Here is a 20,564-nt window from a genome sequence, read left to right on the forward strand (position 1 = left end):
GAATGTGAGAGTAGTCGATACGCATTGTGATGCGCTCTTAAAATTAGAAGAAGCGAACGGGACATTATCTTTTAAAAATAGTCCAGAGCTCGATGTCAATTTAGAAAAGCTTCAAAAAGGAAAGGTGAAAGTACAAGCGTTTGCGATTTTCACTTATCCATCACTGAATACGGAACGTCAGTGGGAATCGATTATGAATCAAGTGTATTACTTTTACTACTCCGTCTTGCCGAGCAGTCCGAAACTCGTTCATATAAAGGATTGGTCTCAATTAGAAACGCTAAAAGACGATGAAATTGGAGCGATGTTAACGTTAGAAGGAGTCGGTGGACTAGGGAATGATTTAAAACGTTTAGCCATTTTAAAACAACTCGGCATTATGATGCTCGGACTTACATGGAACGATGCAAATTTAGCTGCGGATGGCATTTTAGAGCCGCGCAACGGAGGATTGACAACTTTAGGTAAAAAAATCGTCGCTTTCAATAATAAACATCAAATCATAACAGATGTGTCGCATTTGAGTGAACGAGGCTTTTGGGATGTGATCGAGCAAGCAGATTATATGATTGCGAGTCATTCCAATAGCCGTACAATTTGTCCACATGTGCGTAACTTAACGGATGAACAAATTGAAGCGATCATTGAAAAAGATGCGCTCATTCATCTCGTCTATTGCCCGGCATTCGTCGCTGAAAAAGAGCGAGTGACGATTGATGATTTGTTAAAGCATATTGATCATATCGCCAGTTTAGGTGGCATGTCGCACATCGGCTTAGGTTCTGACTTTGACGGCATCGGCCGTAAAGTAGAACGACTAGAGGATGCGAGTATGACGGTTCATTTAGTGGAAGCATTATTGAAACATTATTCAGAAGATGAAGTGAAAGGCATCACTTCGGAAAACTTTTTACGACGTATTCCGAGAACATAAAAAAAGAACCGTTTGCACGTGCAGACGGTTCTTTTTCTTATTGAGATTTCGCGTAAAATTGTTCGATTTCTTTTGCATATTTTGCGAGAGAGCTTGGCGAGACGTCAAAATGCGCGCCGAGTTCTGTCCACGTTGTTTCATAATCGAGCAGTTGTTGTTCTACGCCGAAACGTATAGCACCTGCCGCAATCGCGACATCTTTACGCGCATTCGGTTGTTTCGCTGCTAAGTAATCTTCGACAATCGTTACGAATTGTGGTGCTTCAATTTTTTGTTCATTTAAAAATTGAATCGTTTTCGTTAACACATTCGCTTCAAAATTCGTCCATTCATCGCCTGTAAAGCCAGCTTCAATTAAATGTAAGAAAAATTGAAGAGTCGTGCTTGCATCCCATCGTTCGGGCATTTCCCATTTCGCTAATGTTTCATCAAAGTCTGTCGGAATGAAGATGAGTGTTGATACTGCGAGTTGTTCGTTATTTTCTTCTCCATTCGGTAATAAAAATGTGTAGAAATTCGAATGAAGTGGGATCGGTCGCTCTGTATCGAGAGCGATTGTCACATGTTCACCCGTTTTAAAATGCTCCGCAATCATTTTATGTTCGGCTGTTTCAACGACTTTTCCGACGAAGCGTGCCGGTTTCGTCCAATCATTGAGTAATTGCTGTAACTTCGGTCGCAATACTTTTTGTCTTTGTTTTTCGATATAGTTTTCCCAAATCGTAGGAGCGACGTCGAAGAAATATTCGTCCAATGCGATCGCTTCGATGAGTTCCGTCATAAATCGTTCTTGAATTTGTTCTTTCCACCCGTTAACTAACTCGATATATGGAGGAAGGTCAGGTCGCTCTGGGTAAGCGTTATAGAAAGATTGAAGAAGGAGTTCAATCTCTTCTTTCACGACTTCATCTGTCGTGATGGCATGTTTATTCATACAGCATTTTTTATACTTTTTGCCACTGCCACAAAGGCATGGGTCATTACGTCCAATCATGAAAAACACTTCCTTGTTAAAAATAAAATACTTTTTTATCATAACATGAGAAAGCGCGTTCGACAATTTCGAACAAAAAACGACGCCCGTGACGTCGTTTGAATATTTATTTTTTTACGTAGAAGAGAGCGACCGTACCTGGACCTGTGTGAGAGGCTACGGTTGCACCGATAATTTCGATTTGAATTTGTTTTGGAGCAGCGACTTCTTCAATTTTTCGCTTTAATTGTTCAGCGAGTTGTAAATCATCGCCGTGACTAATACCAATCACTTGGTCTTCTAAAGGTGCAGCTGTTTCTAACATGAGCTCGACCATGCGATTGAGCAATTTTTTCTTGCCGCGAATTTTTTCGAGTGGTACGAGGAAGCCGTCGTCTACATGTAAAAGTGGTTTAATATTTAATAATCCACCGACAAAGGCGCTCGCTTTAGAAACGCGTCCACCAGCCGCTAAATAATCGAGGTCGTCCACTGTAAATAAATGTCCCATTTTATCGCTTCGTTCCTGAACGAGAGTGACAATGTCGTCGAACGAATGTCCAGCATCTCGAAGTTCAGCGGCATAGCGCACGATGAGTCCGTAGCCGAGAGAAGCAGCTTTCGTATCGATAATCGTTAACTGCAGATCCGGATATTCTTCGAGCACTTGTTGCTTCGCCATTTCGGCGGTCGCATAGGTCCCTGATAAGTTTGAAGAAAATGCGACGTAAATGCCTGCTTCGCCACTTTGTGCTAGTTCCGTCCATAACGTAATCAACTGCTCTAAAGAGGCTTGTGCTGTCGTAGGACGTCCACCAGCGCGAATCGTATCGTATACACGGATCGGTTCGATTTGTAACAAATCTTCATACGTCTGCCCTTCAATAATCACTTTTAAAGGGATGAGTTCAATTTGATGTTGTTGAAAATAAGAAAGAGGTAAGTCTGAGGCGCTATCCGCAAAAATTTTCATAAATGTTCCTCCTTACAGCTGTAAATAATCTTTTAAAAACTTACCGATGCCGTCTTCGTCATTCGTATCTGTCACGACATTCGCAATATTTTTCAAGTCATCAATCGCATTGCCCATCGCGACTCCGATACCAGCATATTCAATCATTTCTAAGTCGTTCGATTCATCACCGAATGCGATGACGCGTTCTTGTGGAATTTTATACACTTCTGTGATCGGCTTAATGCCATATGCTTTATTCACTTCTTTGTTGACGAGTTCTAAAATGTGAAACGGCGGTCCCCATTCATGGTAGTAGAGCGCATCCACATGTTCTGACGTGACGGCTTGTCTTAACGATTCGACATCGCTTCCGTTCGCTTGTAATAATAAGCTCGTTGCTCCTGTCGTTAAAGAATCGCGGATGTTGCCGTGAACCATATGAGGTTCTCCGAAGTTGAAAATTGGCATTAAGTCCGCATCGTATTGTTCAATGTACACATCATCTTTCACTTCAGCGACGATATTTTTCACACCGTGTCGCTCCGCGATATCGAGTAAGTTATGTACTTTTTCTAATGGCAGTGGTGTGTGACGTACTTCCCATTCTGGGATGAGTGGATGATGAACATATGCTCCATTAAAGTTTACGATTGGTGTCGATAAACGGAGTTCATTATAATAAAGGACGCTAGCGCGGAAGGGACGTCCTGTTGCGATCATCACTTCATGTCCTGCTGCCATTGCTAATTGCAATTGTTTTTTTGTATAAGGAGAAATAACTTTCTCACTTGTGAGTAACGTGCCGTCTAAATCGAGCACGATTAAATGTTTATCCATAAATCCGATGCCTCTCTTTCTTTGTTTAGTCTAACTTGAAAGCATGGAGCTCGTCAAAGAATTATCGCTTCATCAGTGTTATAATACGATAAAGATTCGAGGAGAGGGTGGATACTGTGATTCAAATTGAACATCGCAACATCGAACAAATTCCAGCATTAATCGTCGAAAAAGAAGAGTGGGAAGGTCGACCACATCCGACTGTTATTTTTTTACACGGTTTTCAAAGTGGGAAAGAACATAATTTACACTATGCGTATAATTTAGTGAATCAAGGAGTACGTGTCGTTTTACCAGATGCTCATTTGCACGGGGAACGTGACGACGGTGCGGATTTTGCTAGAATGAGCGCAAACTTTTGGAAGATTGTCTTAACGTCGATTCAAGAGCTGAAACAAATTTATACTGCGTTAAAAGAAGAAGGTTTATTAATGGAAGGAAAAGTCGGAGTGGGCGGTACGTCGATGGGTGCCATTACGACGTATGGAGCACTCGCATCTTATCGTTGGATTGATGTCGCAGTAGCGATGATGGGAAATGCCCATTACGAATTGTTAGCGCAAGGGCAGCTTGATTATTTTAAAAAGAAAGGTTTGCAGTTACCGGTCGATCAATCGGTCATTGATGAGCTCTTTCAGATGTTGGAACGCGTTGATTTATCGAAGCATTTAGATCGTCTTAATCAACGACCTTTGTTCATTTGGCATGGCGAACAAGATGGCATCGTCCCATTCAGCTTAACGGAATTGCTCATGAAAGAAATTACCCCTCTCTATGAAGGGACATCTCATTTAATGTTCATCCGAGATGAAGAGGCGGGACATGCTGTACCGAGACCAGCGATGTTGAAAAGTACACAATGGTTTAGCCAACATCTCGTAGAAGCAGACGAGTTGCGAAACGAGAAGTGACTTGCTATGATGAATGAAACAGTGAAAGGGGCGAAAAAACATGGATGAAGAGATGAAAGGAAGCATGCTCGGTGCACTCGAGAATGTTATTGACCCAGAGCTTGGAATCGATATCGTCAACTTAGGATTAATTTACGATGTAGCGTTAGATGAAGCAGGTGTAGCAACTGTTACGATGACACTTACATCGATGGGATGCCCGATGGGACCACAAATCGTCGGCAATATTAAACAAGAATTACTCGAGCTTCCAGAAGTGAAAGAAGTGGAAGTAGACGTCGTATGGAGCCCGCCATGGTCGAAAGATATGATGTCACGCTATGCAAAGATGGCACTCGGTGTACACGGATAAGCACTCAATCACGCAAATTGTTTGCGTGATTTTTTTATTGGAAAAAAGTGAGCATTTCAGTTGAAATAGGGTATAGAACATTGTATATTAGTATTAGTCAAAGATAGTCAAAGTCAGTATAACTACTAAAAAAGAGGTGCATCATATGAGAATGGGAAATATGCAGCAAGAAGATCAACGTACACCTTTAGAACAATTCGGTCGCAATTTAATCGATGCGGTTAAAAGTGGCAAGATGGACCCAGTCATCGGTCGAGATGAAGAAATTCGAAATGTCATCCGTATTTTATCTCGTAAAACGAAAAATAACCCTGTATTAATCGGGGAACCAGGTGTCGGGAAAACAGCGATTGTGGAAGGACTCGCTCAACGAATCGTGAAAGGTGACGTACCGGAAGGATTAAAAGAAAAAACGATTTATGAACTCGATATGAGTGCTTTAATTGCTGGTGCGAAATATCAAGGGGAATTCGAAGAACGTTTAAAAGGCGTATTAAAACAAGTGAAAGAAAGCGATGGACAAATTATTATGTTCATTGACGAACTTCATACGATTGTCGGAGCGGGACGTTCAAGCGGTGCGATGGATGCGGGGAATATGTTAAAACCGATGCTCGCACGCGGTGAACTATACTGTATCGGAGCGACAACGCTCGATGAGTATCGTCAATATATCGAAAAAGACCCAGCATTAGAACGACGCTTCCAACAAGTGATGGTACGTGAGCCGTCCGTTGAAGATACGGTTTCTATTTTACGCGGTTTGAAAGAACGTTTCGAACTTCACCACGGAGTGCGCATTCATGACCGCGCGATCGTAGCGGCAGCAGCTTTATCGGATCGTTACTTAACAGAGCGTTTCATGCCGGACAAAGCGATCGATTTAATCGATGAAGCGAGTGCGATGATTCGTACTGAAATTGATTCGATGCCACAAGAGCTCGATGCAGTCACACGTCGCATGTTACAACTTGAAATTGAAGAACAAGCTTTAATGAAAGAGACAGATGATGTGAGTAAGCAACGACTTGAAGCGTTGAGAGAAGAACTTCAACAGTTAAAAGATTCATCTGCGGATATGAGAGCACAGTGGGAAAAAGAAAAAGAAGCAATTCAACAAGTGCAAGCGAAACGAGAACAACTCGATGCGTATCGTCGAGAGCTTGAAGAAGCAGAAGGTCAATTCGATTTAAATAAAGCGGCTGAACTTCGTCACGGAAAAATTCCGGCACTCGAAAAAGAATTGCATGCGATTGAAGAAGAAATTGAGAAGCATGGCGATGAACGTTTACTTCGTGAAGAAGTGACAGAAGAGGAAGTCGCAGCAATTGTCGCACGTTGGACAGGCATTCCAGTGACGAAGCTCGTCGAAGGAGAGCGCGAAAAATTACTCCGTCTCGGCGATACATTGAAAGACCGTGTCATCGGTCAAGATGAAGCGGTTCGTCTCGTCACAGAAGCGGTATGGCGTGCACGAAGCGGCATTAAAGATCCGAACAAACCGATCGGCTCTTTCTTATTCCTCGGACCGACGGGTGTAGGGAAAACAGAACTTGCGAAAACACTCGCTGAAACATTATTTGATTCGGAAGATCATTTCGTTCGAATCGATATGAGTGAATATATGGAGAAACATAGCGTATCACGTCTCGTCGGAGCGCCTCCAGGATATGTAGGCTATGAAGAAGGCGGCCAATTGACAGAAGCGGTTCGTCGCAATCCGTATTCGGTTATTTTACTCGACGAAATTGAAAAAGCGCATCCTGACGTTTCGAACATTTTATTGCAAGCGTTAGATGACGGGCGCATTACTGATAGTCAAGGTCGCACAGTCAATTTCACAAATACGGTCATCATTATGACATCTAATATCGGTTCTCATTTGTTGCTAGAACATGCGGAAGAAGAGGATCATGCACTTGAAGATATTATGATGGCTGAACTCCGTCAATATTTCCGTCCAGAATTGTTAAACCGAATGGATGATATCGTCATGTTCCATGCATTATCAGGAAACACATTCAACTTAATTGCGAAAAAGATGTTACACGATTTAGAAGTTCGTTTACTCGAACAGCAAATCGATTTGCAATATGAAGAAGAGGTAATTGACTGGATCGTCGCACACGGTACAGACGCTCAATTCGGAGCCCGTCCGCTCAAACGATTCATTCAACGTCATATCGAAACAGCTGTTGCACGTCACATTATCGCAAGACAAGTGAATGAAGATGGCATCATTCGATTATCGATTGAAGACGACGAACTTCAATTAAATTAAGAAAAGAAAAAACACATTCTCGAGCTTATTCGAGAATGTGTTTTTTAATAGTCTGGTGTAGATTCGTTCGGAATTACTGCAGCGAGAACGAAAACTAAAATAGCGAGAGCTGCCGCCGGAACGTAACCTGCCTCTAATACGAAATCAACCGCTTTGATCGAGCTAGCGAGATAGTTCACGACAGTGACGAGTAAAAACGCCCAGACAAATGTCATAATGAAGCGCATTTCATTCACCTCTTCAATTTATTTCTAATCTATCATATCACAACTACTACATATAGAAAATAAAAATAATAAATGTTGAAAATTTTTCACTTTTCCTTTATTATTAACACCAGCTACTAATAATAGATATTAAAAGGTGGAGAACATCATGGGAGTAGGTATTCTTGGCGTCGGTAAAAGTGTGCCAGCCAACGTAATGACGAACTTTGATTTAGAAAAATTAATGGATACATCAGACGAGTGGATTCGCACGCGCACGGGAATTGAAGAGCGTCGCATCGCTCCAGATGAAATCGATACATCACATATGGCGACAGAAGCAGCGGAAGAAGCGGTGCGTAATGCAGGAATTTCCCCTGAGCAAATTGGATTAATTCTCGTGGCGACTGTAACACCAGATCAACGTTTTCCAGCTGTTGCGACGATGGTTCAAGATCGCATCGGCGCGACGAATGCAGCAGCGATGGATATTTCAGCAGCTTGTGCTGGATTCATGTACGGAATCGTCACAGGTCAGCAATTCATCGAAGCGGGTATGTACGACTATGTACTCGTCATCGGTGTCGAAAAACTTTCGAAATTCCTCGATTGGAATGACCGCAATACAGCCGTGTTATTTGGAGATGGTGGCGGTGCTGTCGTTCTCGGTAAAGTGAGTGAAGGACGCGGTATTTTATCTTCTGAGCTCGGAGCGGATGGAAGTGGCGGAAAACATTTAGAACACGACGGTACTCACATTCAAATGAATGGTCGTGAAGTATTTAAGTTTGCGGTTCGTCAAATGGGTGAGTCCGCTGTAAAAGTGACAGAAAAAGCAGGATTGACGACGGATGATGTCGATTATTTAATTCCACACCAAGCGAATACACGCATTATGGACGCTTCACGTCAACGTCTCGGCTTGCCGGAAGATAAAGTGTCGAAAACGATTCATAAATACGGCAACACGTCAGCTGGCTCGATTCCGTTGTCATTGTATGACGATTTGCAAGACGGCAAAGTGAAAGACGATGACGTCATCGTATTAGTTGGATTTGGTGGAGGGCTCACTTGGGGAGCACTCTGTATAAAATGGGGTAAGTAATCATAGAAAGGATGGTTCAATTGGAACAAAAACGTGTAGTAGTAACAGGGATTGGTGCTGTAACACCGATAGGCAACAATGCAGCAGATTCATGGGAGTCACTTATGCAAGGAAAATCTGGACTCGGCTTAATGGAACGTTTAGATCGTGAACAATTTCCAGTAAAGGTAACGGCAGAAGTGAAAGATTTTGATATTGAAGAATATGTGTCACGTAAAGATGCACGCAAAATGGATCGTTTCACACATTACGCATTAGCTGCTTCGATTATGGCGATGAAAGATGCGAATTTAGAAATCGATGAAAAACTCGCACCACGTGCAGGGGTATGGATCGGTTCAGGAATTGGTGGTATGGAAACGCATGAACAACAGTTCAATTTATTTAAAGAGCGTGGATATCGTCGAGTGAGTCCGTTTTTCGTTCCGATGATGATTCCAGATATGGCAGCGGGCCAAGTGTCGATTTATCACGGAGCACGTGGGATTAACTCTTGTACGGTCACAGCATGTGCTTCAGGAACGAACTCGATTGGAGACGCATTTGAAGTAATTAAACGCGGTGACGCGGATGTGATGATTGCAGGTGGAACAGAAGCGCCAATTACGACGATGGCAGTAGCTGGTTTCATTGCGAACACAGCACTTACTCAAAATGAAGATCCGAAGACAGCTTGTCGCCCATTCGATAAAAATCGTGACGGTTTTGTTATGGGAGAAGGGGCAGGTATTCTCATTTTAGAAGAGTATGAGCATGCGAAAGCGCGCGGAGCTAAAATTTATGCGGAAGTTGTCGGTTACGGTGCGACAGGAGATGCGTTCCATATTACAGCACCAGCACCAGCAGGAGAAGGAGCGGCACGTGCGATGCAACAGGCGCTCGACGAAGCGGGTGTCGAAGCGAATGTCGTCGACTACATTAACGCTCACGGTACGAGCACGCCATATAATGACTTATATGAAACAGAAGCGGTAAAAACAGTGTTTGGGGACCATGCTTACAAGTTAGCGATGAGTTCGACAAAGTCGATGACGGGTCACTTACTCGGAGCAGCGGGTGGAGTAGAAGCAGTCTTTACCGTTCAAGCGATCGATAAAGGCATCATGCCACCGACTATTAATATCGTGGAGCCAGATGAAGCGTGTGACCTCGATTACGTAGCGGATAAGCCACGCGAGCGAGACATTCAATACGCTTTAAGTAACTCACTCGGATTCGGTGGACATAACGCCACATTGTTATTTAAAAAAGTAAGTGAATAAAAAAGTTGCCTCCTTATATAAAAGGGGGCAACTTTTTATTATGAGCGGTGGCGTCCGAGACCCATCGCTTTTTCCATGCGTGCAACTGTTGCTGCAGCAATTTCATTTGCTTTATCGCGACCTGTATCTAAAATTCGGTCGAGTTCTTCTGTCGATTCCATCAATTCATAGTAACGTTCTTGGAAAGGTTGTAAATGATTGACGACTGCTTCTGCAACGCCTGCTTTAAAGTCACCGTATCCTTTCCCTTCATATTTCTTCTCTAAATCAGCGATCGAAACATCGCTTAAAACAGACTCAATCGTCAATAAGTTAGAGACACCAGGTTTGTTTTCTTCATCGTAACGGACGATTCCTTCAGAATCTGTCACGGCACTTTTAATTTTCTTCTCGATTTGCTTCGGTGTATCGAGTACAGAAATTGTCGCCTTTTTGTTCGGATCTGATTTACTCATTTTTTTCGTCGGATCTTGGAGTGATTTAATGCGAGCACCATGTTTCGGAATACTCACTTCAGGAATGACGACGGTTTTCCCGTAGCGTTTATTGAAGCGCTCTGCTAAATCACGCGTCAATTCCATATGTTGTTTTTGGTCTTCCCCAACAGGAACGAGGTGCGTATTGTACAGTAAAATGTCCGCAGCCATAAGTGGCGGGTACGTTAATAAACCGGCTGGAATACTCTCTTGTGCCGCTGATTTATCTTTAAACTGTGTCATGCGTTCCAACTCGCCAATATAAGCGATCGTCTGCATCATCCAACCTGCTTGTGCGTGCGCAGGTACTTCGGATTGAATGAACAAAGTTGAACGTTCTGGGTCAATACCACTCGCTAAATAAATGGCAGCGAGTGAACGGATTGTTTGAGATAATTCTTTCGGATCTTGTTCCACTGTAATCGCATGCTCGTCTACGATACAAAAAATACAATTGTACTCATCTTGATAATTAACAAATTGACGGAAAGCACCGATATAGTTACCGAGTGTTACTGTTCCTGTCGGTTGTACACCTGAAAAAATTGTTTTCATTAAAATATCCTCCTTTAAAATAAAAAAAGCCGCCCCTATATACATATAGGGACGACGAATAGCCGTGATACCACCCGAATTATTTCGTATAAAACGAAATCACTCTCATTTCTTAACGCGAATGACGGGATCAGCTACTAGTCGTTCACTAATCCAGCGAAGAAGCCCACTCTGTGTGCTATTTGTTTGTTCGCACCGACCACAAACTCTCTGAGAAATAGGAAACACATACTCTCTTCTTCATTGCTTTGCGTTAAATTATAAACAAAATGGCTGAAATAATCAATTTTAAGGAACTTATTCACAATTAAAACGTATATATAAGTGTAAGTACTATTTTCAAAAGAAATAATGTAAATGAGAATAAATATTTAATAAAAAGATGTTTATTGATAATACAAAGGGGGTATAGTACTTATAGAGATAGATAAAAAGAAAATGAAAAGCTATTATACCAACGTTTAGAACGACAAAAACAAAAATTATGAAAAACTTTTCAAAAAGTGTATCAATTGAGAATGAAAGTGTGTATAATAGAAATAGAGCTAGTTAATTTAAAGTTATTATAAATAACTATGATTCATAGTTAGAATAGATAAATTCAGAAGACTTGAAAGGAAGTGTCGATGAATGGCTGTTACATTATTTACATCACCGAGCTGTACATCATGTCGTAAAGCAAAAGCGTGGTTAGAAGAGCATGAGATCGCTTATACGGAGCGTAACATTTTTTCAGAACCTTTAAATATTGACGAAATTAAACAAATTTTACGAATGACAGAAGACGGAACAGATGAAATTATCTCGACTCGTTCGAAAGTGTTCCAGAAATTAAATGTCGATCTTGAAAGTTTACCATTAAAAAAATTGTACGAGTTAATTCAAGATAATCCTGGTCTTTTACGCCGTCCGATTATTTTAGATGAAAAACGTCTTCAAGTAGGTTACAATGAAGATGAAATTCGTCGTTTCTTACCGAGAAAAGTCCGTGCGTTCCAATTGTTGGAAGCTCGTAAACTCGTCAATTAATGAACATAATGTGATCAATAACGCCATCTTCTATTATGATGGCGTTTTTTGCACCTTTAGAAATGAGGAGTAAAAACGTTTTGAGAGGATTGAAACTGAAAAATTTGCTTTCTCGTACGATGTTCAATACAATGCTTATAAATGGAAAGTAAACGGCTACACAGAAGGGGGAGAGCGTGTTGGATATAGAAAGAATTAATGAACATACGTTGAAGTTTTATCTATCTTATGAAGATATTGAGGAAAGAGGCTATTCGAAAGACGATGTTTGGTACAATCGTGAAAAAAGTGAAGAGCTTTTTTGGAATATGATGGATGAAATTAATGACAACACAGAATTCGAAGTCGATGGGCCTCTCTGGATTCAAGTACATGCGATGAAATCAGGTATTGAAGTTATCGTTACACGCGCACAAAAGCAAGACGACGAATGGGAAAGTCCTTTTGATGAAGATAGTGAAATGGAAGAGCACTTTGATGCTGAAATTAGCGCCAAAGATTTATCATCTTTAAGTGACCTGTTCCACGATAAGTTATTTGGCTCTGAAGAGAAAGAAGAGAAGATCGTTAAAGCTGAAGGACGTATGTATCGTTTTAAAGATATAGAAGATGTCATTCAACTCGCATCTAAAATTATTGATTACGAAGCATATTTACAAGCTGTTCTTTACAGTTACGATGATCGTTATTATGTATATGTCAACCCTACATTGTTGGATAATGTCACGGAAGATATATATGGAATTTTATCGGAATACGGAACACGTGTAAAAGAAACGAAATACGTGTTAGATGAGTACGGTACGGTAGTGAGCTCTAATGAACCGTTCACTACTTTATTACACTATTTTAAATGATTAAAAGAGACGTTTAAAAGCGTCTCTTTTTTTCTTGAAAAAAGGGAACGTATGTACTATAATGAAGTTACCTCTCATAAATCATGAATGAAAGGAGTAATACATTTGCTTATTGCGATGAATGAGCGACGTGAATTAATCAATCTCGTCCATTGGCAAAAGCGAACGTCCTTACTTCCTTTGAAAAAGCAAAAATTTTATTGTCCTCAATGTGAACGACCTGTCATTTTAAAAGTAGGTGCTGTAAACATTCCGCATTTCGCTCATAAAAAGCATTCCGATTGTAGCGAATCTTTTGCGGAAGGCGAGACATTGGAACATATGCAAGCGAAAATTCAATTGTATTCGTTATTTGAGCGTTCCTCTTACACGCCTCATTTAGAACCGACATTACGCAATTGTGCACAGCGACCTGATTTATATGTGAAAGATAGAGAGCAACATTATGTCATTGAATATCAATGGACACCTATTTCAAAAAAGCAATTGCAAAAGAGAACAATCACTTACGCAGAAGCGAAATATCCCTCATTTTGGCTGACGAAACCTCCTCATACTTTACGTCCTAACTTGATTCAAATGATTCGTCTCACTCCATTTTATCGTACGGTTTATGAAATGAATGATCGCCCTTATTTGTATTATTACGATCCGCGCATTCAAAACTTTTATTATATTGCGCCTCTCTTACATGTTCAAAATGATCGCTACATCGGCCACGTTCAAAAAATTCCTTATGAAGAGCAAACTGTCCCGTTTCGACGCGAAATATTAAAACTTTCATCGAGTGAAATAGAGCGTTACGTTCATTACTATGTACATGCGCGTATGAGACGTATTGAACAAGCGATTCGATACGAGCGAGGAAATGATACATTATTAACTCGTTGCCACGACTTAAAATTATTACCGTTCGAATTGCCAAATTGGATCGGGGTTCCTTTAGCAGAAAGTCATTCTTTTCGTCAGCACACTTTAGACTGGCAACTTCATTACATCCATCATTGTTTAATGGGAGCAGAAGATTGGTCGAGTGAAGAAACAATCGTCACCTACAGTGCACGTTATCAACTTTCACAAGCTGAACGTCATGCGGTAGAGCAGTATCGTCAATTTTTAGAGAAAATTCAAGTGACTGATTTACGAGAAACTTTGCCCGAGACCACATATTTTCGCCATTTTGAAACGACCTTAGTTGCAAAAGGTTAGTCGAATTGAGAAAATATAATAGATACTAATAAAATTAGAGGAGGACGTTTAATATGGCACAATTACCGACACGTGAAGAAGTGAAAGTAGAAGAGACTTGGGATTTAACGTCTATTTTTCCTTCGGATGAAGCGTGGGAAGAGCAATATAAAGTAGTCGAGAAAAAAGTAGAAGAGGCGAGTCAATATGAGGGGACGTTCCATAAAGGAGCGGATGCGATTTATGACGCATTTCAATATCGCGACCAACTATTAATGGACACGTCAAAAGTATATGTGTATGCACATTTAAAACATGACCAAGATACAGGAAACGGCACGTATCAAGCGATGGAAAGCCGTGCAATTTCATTATATACGAAAGTAGGAACAGCTTTATCATTCATGTCACCAGAATTGTTATCAGTGGATGAAAAGACATTGAATGAATATGTAGAGTCGCATGAAGGGCTCGCGCAGTACCGTCATGAATTAGATGAGTTCAATACGCATCGTCCACATATTTTACCAGCAGAACAGGAAGCGTTACTCGCACAAATGAGCGAAGTGACAGGAGCTTCAAGCGATACGTTCGGTAAATTAAACAATGCGGATTTGAAATTCCCGACTGTACAAGATGAAGAAGGAAAAGATGTTGAACTTTCGCACGGACGTTTTATCACATTGATGGAAAGTAAAGATCGCAATGTGCGTAAAGCAGCGTTTGAAGCGATGTATGAAACGTACGGCCAGTTTAAAAATACATTCGCATCAACATTAACAGGTGTCGTGAAAAAGCATAACGTGTCTGCACGCATTCGCAATTACGGCTCTGCTCGTGAAGCGGCATTAGCGAACAACTACATTCCAGAGCAAGTGTATGACAATTTAGTCGAGACGATTAATCGTTACTTGCCACTTTTACATCGTTACATCACATTGCGTAAAAAGGTACTCGGCTTAGACGAGCACCATATGTATGACATTTATACACCGCTCGTCGATGACGTCGAGATGAAGTACACGTATGAAGAAGCAGCAAAAACAATGGTCGAAAGCTTCGCACCGATGGGTGAAGAATATCAATCGATCGTCCAAGAAGGATTAAATAACCGTTGGGTCGATATTCGCGAAAATAAAGGAAAGCGTTCAGGTGCTTATTCATCAGGTACGTATGGCACGAACCCTTACATTTTAATGAACTGGCAAGATAATGTCGATAACTTATTCACACTTGCGCATGAGTTCGGACATAGTGTACACAGTTACTATTCTGAAAAAACACAACCTTATCATTATAGCGGTTATTCGATTTTCGTAGCGGAAGTAGCATCGACAGTTAACGAAGCGTTATTAAATGAATATTTATTGGAAAAAACGTCAGATGAAAGAGAGCGTATTTTCTTATTAAATCACTGGTTAGATGGATTCCGTGGTACAGTATTCCGTCAGACGATGTTCGCGGAGTTCGAACACCTCATTCATAAATTAGATCAAGAAGGTGTCGCATTAACAGCGGATAAATTAACGGAAGAATATTATGCTTTAAATGAGAAGTATTTCGGAGAAGACATGGTGTCTGATGAAGAAATCGGCTTAGAGTGGGCGCGTATTCCACACTTCTATTACAATTACTACGTCTATCAATATGCGACAGGCTACAGTGCAGCGGTTGCATTAAGCAAGCAAATTTTAACAGAAGGTGAAGAAGCGGTCGACCGTTACGTGACGAACTTCTTAAAAGCAGGTTCATCGGATTATCCAATCGAAGTATTGAAACGCGCAGGTGTCGATATGACGAGTGCGGAACCGATTGAAAAAGCGTGTCTCGCATTTGAAGAGCGCTTGAATGAACTAGAATCATTACTTTTAAAGTAAATCAATACTATTGAAACATAATGAAAAAAGAAGTGGATTTGGAAAGGACGTTTTTCGTTCTTAAAAGGGTTCAGTAGTTGGTGTATTCATCTTTACTCGTCGTGAAATATGACAGTATTGTGAAGAATGATTGTGAATAGTTGCATATACTACTATTTCGTGATAAATTATAAATGTGAAATAAATCACATACCAAACATACACCCCTTTTGTTTGAACGTGAACATTTCTCCCATTCCCTTTGTAAAAGAGCACTTACTCTCCCCCAGGAGTGAGTGTTCTTTTCTTTTTGAAATAAATAAAAAGAACAAGTTCTTAATCATTTAATGAATGATTGAACTTGTTCTTTTTTTATGGATTCATACAAAAATGTCTTTTTAATTTCCAGAGAGAAGTTCCTTCATAAGGTAAGCGTTCTACTTGTTGGAGTAGCACTTTCTTTTTTAATTCACGCTCTACAACCGCAAGTGGTTCATTATAAATGCTCGCTAGTTCTTCTGTCGTCATCGAGTCGAAACGAGTGAGCAATTGTTCTAACGGTGGAGGGGGATCTGGATAAATCGTTTGTTCTAACAATTCGGATAAAATTTGGACGTATACATCATAGTCGTACACACCGTCTACTTTTAATCCTTCATCTTCAATGTTTTCATTGAAAAAGACGAAAGTAGGTGCACGATCGACTTCCATTTCAGATGCTAAAAATAAATCGACTTGCAAAGCGCGCAATACATGTTTTGAACGGAAGTCACAAATGAATTCATCGATATCTAAATGTAAGCTTCGTGCGACTTCTACTAACACGTCGAAAGAAGTAATATCTTTCGATTGTGAGAAAGTGCGATCGAGCAATTTAGATAGAAAGCGGAAACCTGCACGCTTCCCCTGAAATTCTGCAGCTTTGATTGCTAAACTTGGAAAGGATAAATTCGAATTATCACAATAAGGGGTTTGGCAACAATCTGCATCGAGCATATTCAAATTTGCGAGAGATGTTCGCATTACTGTACGCAATGTGAAATATTGTTCGTACTCGACTTGAAGTCGGCGAAGTAAAGGTTGCAATGCCCAGCAATCAGGGCAGAGCGGATCGATGAAAACGTAAAGTTCAATCGGGCGTGAACAGGCAAGCTGCGCTTTTTCTTCAACGACTGATTGATAATTCACCTTGCATCCTCCTCCGTCGCGTTAATCATATGATTGGCAGTGAGCACGAGTCGTTTATAATACGTATCTCGAAGGGGACCGTCTAAGCCCACTTCATCCATCGCTTCAGCCATACATTCCAACCATGCTTGAGCACGAGTTGGTGTAATCGGAAACGGCATATGACGAGCGCGCATCATCGGGTGTCCATGTTCTTCTGTATATAAATTCGGTCCACCTAAATATTGCGTTTGAAATTGTTTTTGTTTGCGTCTCGTTTCAGTTAAGTCATCTGGAAAAATGGGAGCTAAATGTGGATTGACAGCGACTTTATCATAAAATAAGTCAATCATCGTATGAAGTCTTTCTTCACCGATCTCTTCGAAAGGGATGATAGGTTTTTTCATCATATTGTTTTAACTCCTTTATATTCACTATATTTTCATTTTAGCAACGAATGATAAGATTCACAATGAAATAGCATTTTCAAAATGCATGTCGAATAGCCGTGTGATAAACTGAACATAAAGATATGATAAAGGAGGACCGTATACAATGCAAAACATTGTTACTGAAATTAAACATTTGGAAGAAAAGTGGGTCGCACAATTAGATGGAGCGATCTCAGGAGAAGCGACAGGGACGTTACTAACGGATTCAGACCGTGAAACATTCGTCTACTTAATCGATGGTGGCGACCAGTATGAGTATGTCCATTTTCCGAAAGAGACATGGTCCACTTTACAAGAAGCATATTTACAGAGCAGCCCGATGTATTTACAAACGGCAGAAGGTGTTATCGAGTTGCTTGATTGGCATAATCAGCTTGAAATGTTATTAATGAATATCGAAGGAAATGGAAACTACGGTACGTTTACAGAAGCGGTAGAGCAATCATTCGCTTCTGCAATCGCTACATTCGCTTAAAGGAAGAAGGGAGCGGGGGATATGGATCATCAATGGGACCAATTTTTAGCACCGTACGTGCAAGCAGTTGATGAATTGAAAGTAAAGTTAAAAGCGATGCGTTCGCATTATCGAATGGAAGATGGACATGTACCGATTGAGTTTGTTACCGGTCGTGTTAAACCACTCATTAGTATTTATGATAAAACACTTGAAAAAAATGTCCCCTTTCAACCAGGGCCAGCTCTCGCGTCGCATGTGCCAGACATTGCAGGGCTCCGCATCATGTGTCAATTTGTAGATGATGTGGAAACGATGGTACATGTTTTGCGCGCACGGAAAGATTTTTGTGTCGTGGAAGAGCGTGATTATGTGACGAATAAAAAAGAAAGTGGCTACCGTTCTTACCATATGATTGTCGAATACCCCGTTCAAACGTTGCGAGGCGAAAAGAAAATTTTTGTCGAAATTCAAATTCGAACGTTAGCGATGAATTTTTGGGCTTCTATCGAACATACGCTCAATTACAAATATGAGGGGAATTTGCCAGAAGCGATTCAAAAACGATTGGAAAATGCAGCGGAAGCAGCTTTTCGTCTCGATGAAGAAATGTCCGCAATCCGCGATGAAATTAACGAAGCACAGCATTATTTTAAAACATATAAGGAATTATCGAATCGACGTCCGAAACGGAAAAAATAGGAGGGGTTTATGATGAAATTTGCGATCCAAACGAGAAATGATGATTATTCAAATACATTAATGCAGCAAGCGAAACAATATTTGCTTGATTTTGGTTTAGAGTTTGATGAGGAGGAGCCGGAAATTGTACTATCCATTGGGGGAGACGGTACGTTTCTACATGCTTTTCATAAATATGCTCATCGTTTAGACCGTACAGCATTTGTTGGGATTCATACAGGGCATCTCGGCTTTTATGCGGATTGGAAGCCGTCGGAAATTGAAAAACTCGTCATTTCCATTGCGCGTCATACGTATGAAATTATTGAATATCCATTGCTCGAAGTGAAGGTGAATCATGGAGATAATGATGAATCGACAACGTATTTAGCGTTGAATGAGTCGACTATTAAATCACCAGGTGTCACATTCGTCGTCGATGTGAATTTAAATGGGCGTCTATTTGAACGATTCCGTGGAGACGGTCTCTGTATGTCTACTCCATCCGGGTCCACAGCTTACAGTAAGGCATTGAATGGAGCGATCATTCATCCGTCATTCGAAGCGATGCAGTTGACAGAAATGGCTTCAATTAACAACCGCGTATTCCGTACGGTCGGTTCTCCTCTTGTTTTGCCAGCTCACCATCATTGTGAACTGATTCCTGTGCAAGAAGGAGCAGGTTTTGTTTTAACGGTTGACCATTTACAGTTGCCTCACCATGCAGTGGCATCGATTGAGTATACGGTCGCTAAAGAGAAAATTCGTTTTGCGCGTTTCCGTCAATTTCCATTTTGGGAACGTGTCCATGATTCGTTTATCGCGAGTCGGAATGATCAATGAAGCTGACGTTTAAAGTGGATGAACCGAGTTTGTTGAGAGATTTTTTAAAAAATCATCATATTTCGCGTCGCACATTGACGAAAGTGAAATATGACGGGGGACAATTGCTCGTGAATGGACAAGAAGAAAATGTTCGTAAAATGTTGGAGCGTGGTGATGTCGTTACGGTGCAATTTCCGAAAGAGTCCATGAATGAGCGAATCCATCTCGAACATACCCCTCTTGATATTTATTATGAAGATGATTATTTACTCGTCGTTCGAAAACCTTTCGGGTTGGCTACGATTCCATCGAGGGATCATCCGTATCGCTCTTTAGCGAGTCGGGTAGCCGCTTATTACGAAGAACAGTCCATCGAGTCGATGATTCACATTGTGACGCGACTCGATGCTCCAACAGGTGGACTCGTCTTATTGGCGAAACATGCCCACATTCATCATTTATTAAGTGAACAAATTCAAACGGGTCAATTGACGCGTCGTTATGTCGCACTCATTGAAAAGGGAGAACCTTTACCGACCGTGATCGAGCGCCCAATCGGCCGAAAAGACGGCAGCATCATTGAACGAGAAGTGCGTGAAGATGGCAAATATGCGAGAACAGAAATAGAGGCAGAGCGAGAATTACTAGGATATCGCGCTGCGTATATGCGCCTCATTACAGGACGTACGCATCAAATTCGCGTCCATCTTACCGACTGTGGCCATCCCATCGTAGGAGATGGTTTGTATGGCAGTCAGTACGCTGTTTCGGAAGGACAAGCTCTGTTATGTTATGAAGTACAATGTATTCATCCGATTACACAACAACCGTTTACAGTGACATTAGATGAAGAAGTTATTTTTAAAGAGCAACTGCGAACGGTTGAAAAAGTAAAAACAACTATGTTAGAATGAGTCATTTGAAGCCCTTTTTCGGTTAATTTGACATAAAAAATGTTTCATCTGAAATCGGCAAGGATACCCCCACTTCAATCGTGTGAAGGGCGATAGCTCAACGATAAGTGGGGGAGGAATTGCCGTCAGATACGGTAGTATCTGAAACTTGTACCTTGCCTCCTCCTTTCTCCATTTTTGTTTAATTTTCACTAAAACCGTGATATAATTTAATTAGTGAAAAGTGGTGAACATAATGACTACAATTACTGCAAAAATACAAATATACGTTTCTAACGACCAATCTAAAAATCT

21 protein-coding genes and 1 other annotated feature are annotated in these 20,564 nt (G+C 40.9%); of the genes, 14 read left to right on the forward strand and 7 right to left on the reverse strand.

Going from position 1 to position 20,564, the window contains the following annotated elements; translation table 11 throughout:
- Positions 1-4 precede the first annotated feature (4 nt).
- The gene (locus ACFQ0V_RS08940; protein WP_381012434.1) at positions 5-934 is read left to right on the forward strand and encodes a dipeptidase; all 930 of its coding nucleotides are present in this window, start codon (positions 5-7) and stop codon (positions 932-934) included.
- A 37-nt stretch (positions 935-971) separates the two neighbouring features.
- On the opposite strand, the gene ACFQ0V_RS08945 is transcribed toward ACFQ0V_RS08940, so the two are convergent.
- The 3 genes from ACFQ0V_RS08945 to ACFQ0V_RS08955 all read right to left on the reverse strand — a co-directional run bounded on the left by ACFQ0V_RS08945 (position 972) and on the right by ACFQ0V_RS08955 (position 3,699).
- A complete protein-coding gene (locus ACFQ0V_RS08945) occupies positions 972-1,928 on the reverse strand; it encodes a YecA family protein (RefSeq protein WP_381012437.1) in 957 nt (318 codons plus the stop codon).
- 106 nt (positions 1,929-2,034) lie between these two features.
- Positions 2,035-2,880 (reverse strand): DegV family protein, encoded by an 846-nt coding sequence (locus tag ACFQ0V_RS08950; RefSeq protein WP_381012440.1) that lies wholly within the window; start codon positions 2,878-2,880, stop codon positions 2,035-2,037.
- A gap of 12 nt (positions 2,881-2,892) precedes the next feature.
- Entirely contained in the window at positions 2,893-3,699 is an 807-nt protein-coding gene (locus ACFQ0V_RS08955) for a Cof-type HAD-IIB family hydrolase (RefSeq protein ID WP_381012442.1), read from the reverse strand.
- A 116-nt stretch (positions 3,700-3,815) separates the two neighbouring features.
- On the opposite strand from ACFQ0V_RS08955, the gene ACFQ0V_RS08960 reads away from it, so the two are divergent.
- The 3 genes from ACFQ0V_RS08960 (at position 3,816) to ACFQ0V_RS08970 (ending at position 7,243) form a co-directional block, all read left to right on the forward strand.
- Positions 3,816-4,610, forward strand: a complete 795-nt coding sequence (locus ACFQ0V_RS08960; RefSeq protein WP_381012445.1) for a prolyl oligopeptidase family serine peptidase — start codon at positions 3,816-3,818, stop codon at positions 4,608-4,610.
- Between the two features lie 40 nt (positions 4,611-4,650).
- Positions 4,651-4,962, forward strand: a complete 312-nt coding sequence (locus tag ACFQ0V_RS08965; RefSeq protein ID WP_381012447.1) for a metal-sulfur cluster assembly factor — start codon at positions 4,651-4,653, stop codon at positions 4,960-4,962.
- Positions 4,963-5,107: 145 nt separating this feature from the next.
- The gene (locus ACFQ0V_RS08970; protein ID WP_381012449.1) at positions 5,108-7,243 is read left to right on the forward strand and encodes an ATP-dependent Clp protease ATP-binding subunit; all 2,136 of its coding nucleotides are present in this window, start codon (positions 5,108-5,110) and stop codon (positions 7,241-7,243) included.
- Between the two features lie 44 nt (positions 7,244-7,287).
- Here ACFQ0V_RS08970 and ACFQ0V_RS08975 read toward each other — a convergent pair whose 3' ends face one another.
- On the reverse strand, positions 7,288-7,470 hold the full coding sequence (locus ACFQ0V_RS08975) for a DUF2929 family protein (RefSeq protein WP_194563502.1): 183 nt from the start codon (positions 7,468-7,470) through the stop codon (positions 7,288-7,290).
- Positions 7,471-7,618: 148 nt separating this feature from the next.
- Here ACFQ0V_RS08975 and ACFQ0V_RS08980 point away from each other — a divergent pair, with 148 nt between their 5' ends.
- Positions 7,619-8,554 (forward strand): beta-ketoacyl-ACP synthase III, encoded by a 936-nt coding sequence (locus ACFQ0V_RS08980; RefSeq protein ID WP_381012452.1) that lies wholly within the window; start codon positions 7,619-7,621, stop codon positions 8,552-8,554.
- Between the two features lie 20 nt (positions 8,555-8,574).
- Positions 8,575-9,816, forward strand: a complete 1,242-nt coding sequence (gene fabF, locus ACFQ0V_RS08985) for a beta-ketoacyl-ACP synthase II (RefSeq protein WP_381012455.1) — start codon at positions 8,575-8,577, stop codon at positions 9,814-9,816.
- A gap of 38 nt (positions 9,817-9,854) precedes the next feature.
- On the opposite strand, the gene trpS is transcribed toward fabF, so the two are convergent.
- Entirely contained in the window at positions 9,855-10,847 is a 993-nt protein-coding gene (gene trpS, locus ACFQ0V_RS08990; RefSeq protein WP_381012457.1) for a tryptophan--tRNA ligase, read from the reverse strand.
- A gap of 44 nt (positions 10,848-10,891) precedes the next feature.
- Positions 10,892-11,100, reverse strand: a binding site (T-box leader).
- A 377-nt stretch (positions 11,101-11,477) separates the two neighbouring features.
- Here trpS and spxA point away from each other — a divergent pair.
- From spxA to pepF, 4 genes are all read left to right on the forward strand, one after another.
- Positions 11,478-11,876 carry a transcriptional regulator SpxA gene (spxA, locus tag ACFQ0V_RS08995; RefSeq protein ID WP_194563506.1) on the forward strand — a complete coding sequence of 133 codons (399 nt, stop codon included), beginning with the start codon at positions 11,478-11,480 and terminating at the stop codon, positions 11,874-11,876.
- Positions 11,877-12,055: 179 nt separating this feature from the next.
- Positions 12,056-12,733, forward strand: a complete 678-nt coding sequence (gene mecA / locus ACFQ0V_RS09000) for an adaptor protein MecA (protein WP_381012460.1) — start codon at positions 12,056-12,058, stop codon at positions 12,731-12,733.
- Between the two features lie 105 nt (positions 12,734-12,838).
- The gene (locus ACFQ0V_RS09005) at positions 12,839-13,942 is read left to right on the forward strand and encodes a competence protein CoiA (RefSeq protein WP_381012463.1); all 1,104 of its coding nucleotides are present in this window, start codon (positions 12,839-12,841) and stop codon (positions 13,940-13,942) included.
- A 53-nt stretch (positions 13,943-13,995) separates the two neighbouring features.
- Entirely contained in the window at positions 13,996-15,798 is a 1,803-nt protein-coding gene (pepF, locus tag ACFQ0V_RS09010) for an oligoendopeptidase F (protein ID WP_381012465.1), read from the forward strand.
- Positions 15,799-16,149: 351 nt separating this feature from the next.
- On the opposite strand, the gene ACFQ0V_RS09015 is transcribed toward pepF, so the two are convergent.
- Complete coding sequence (locus tag ACFQ0V_RS09015; protein WP_381012468.1) at positions 16,150-16,965, reverse strand: DsbA family protein; 816 nt, start codon at positions 16,963-16,965, stop codon at positions 16,150-16,152.
- A complete protein-coding gene (locus ACFQ0V_RS09020; RefSeq protein ID WP_381012471.1) occupies positions 16,962-17,354 on the reverse strand; it encodes a globin domain-containing protein in 393 nt (130 codons plus the stop codon). Before ACFQ0V_RS09020 ends, ACFQ0V_RS09015 begins: the two co-directional genes overlap by 4 nt.
- A 145-nt stretch (positions 17,355-17,499) precedes the next feature.
- Between ACFQ0V_RS09020 and ACFQ0V_RS09025 the strand changes: the two genes are divergently transcribed.
- Genes ACFQ0V_RS09025 through ACFQ0V_RS09040 form a run of 4 tightly spaced genes read left to right on the forward strand, consistent with a single transcriptional unit; the run spans position 17,500 to position 20,270 of the window.
- The gene (locus ACFQ0V_RS09025; RefSeq protein ID WP_381012473.1) at positions 17,500-17,871 is read left to right on the forward strand and encodes a UPF0738 family protein; all 372 of its coding nucleotides are present in this window, start codon (positions 17,500-17,502) and stop codon (positions 17,869-17,871) included.
- A 21-nt stretch (positions 17,872-17,892) separates the two neighbouring features.
- Complete coding sequence (locus tag ACFQ0V_RS09030) at positions 17,893-18,552, forward strand: GTP pyrophosphokinase (RefSeq protein WP_381012475.1); 660 nt, start codon at positions 17,893-17,895, stop codon at positions 18,550-18,552.
- 12 nt (positions 18,553-18,564) lie between these two features.
- A complete protein-coding gene (locus ACFQ0V_RS09035) occupies positions 18,565-19,374 on the forward strand; it encodes an NAD kinase (protein ID WP_381012478.1) in 810 nt (269 codons plus the stop codon).
- Positions 19,371-20,270: an RluA family pseudouridine synthase gene (locus ACFQ0V_RS09040; RefSeq protein ID WP_381012481.1), complete on the forward strand. Its 900-nt coding sequence runs from the start codon at positions 19,371-19,373 to the stop codon at positions 20,268-20,270. The genes ACFQ0V_RS09035 and ACFQ0V_RS09040 overlap by 4 nt, the downstream gene beginning before the upstream one ends.
- The last annotated feature ends 294 nt before the right edge of the window (positions 20,271-20,564 follow it).

It is taken from the genome of Savagea faecisuis, assembly GCF_042675605.1.
Taxonomy (GTDB): Bacteria; Bacillota; Bacilli; order Bacillales_A; family Planococcaceae; genus Savagea; species Savagea faecisuis.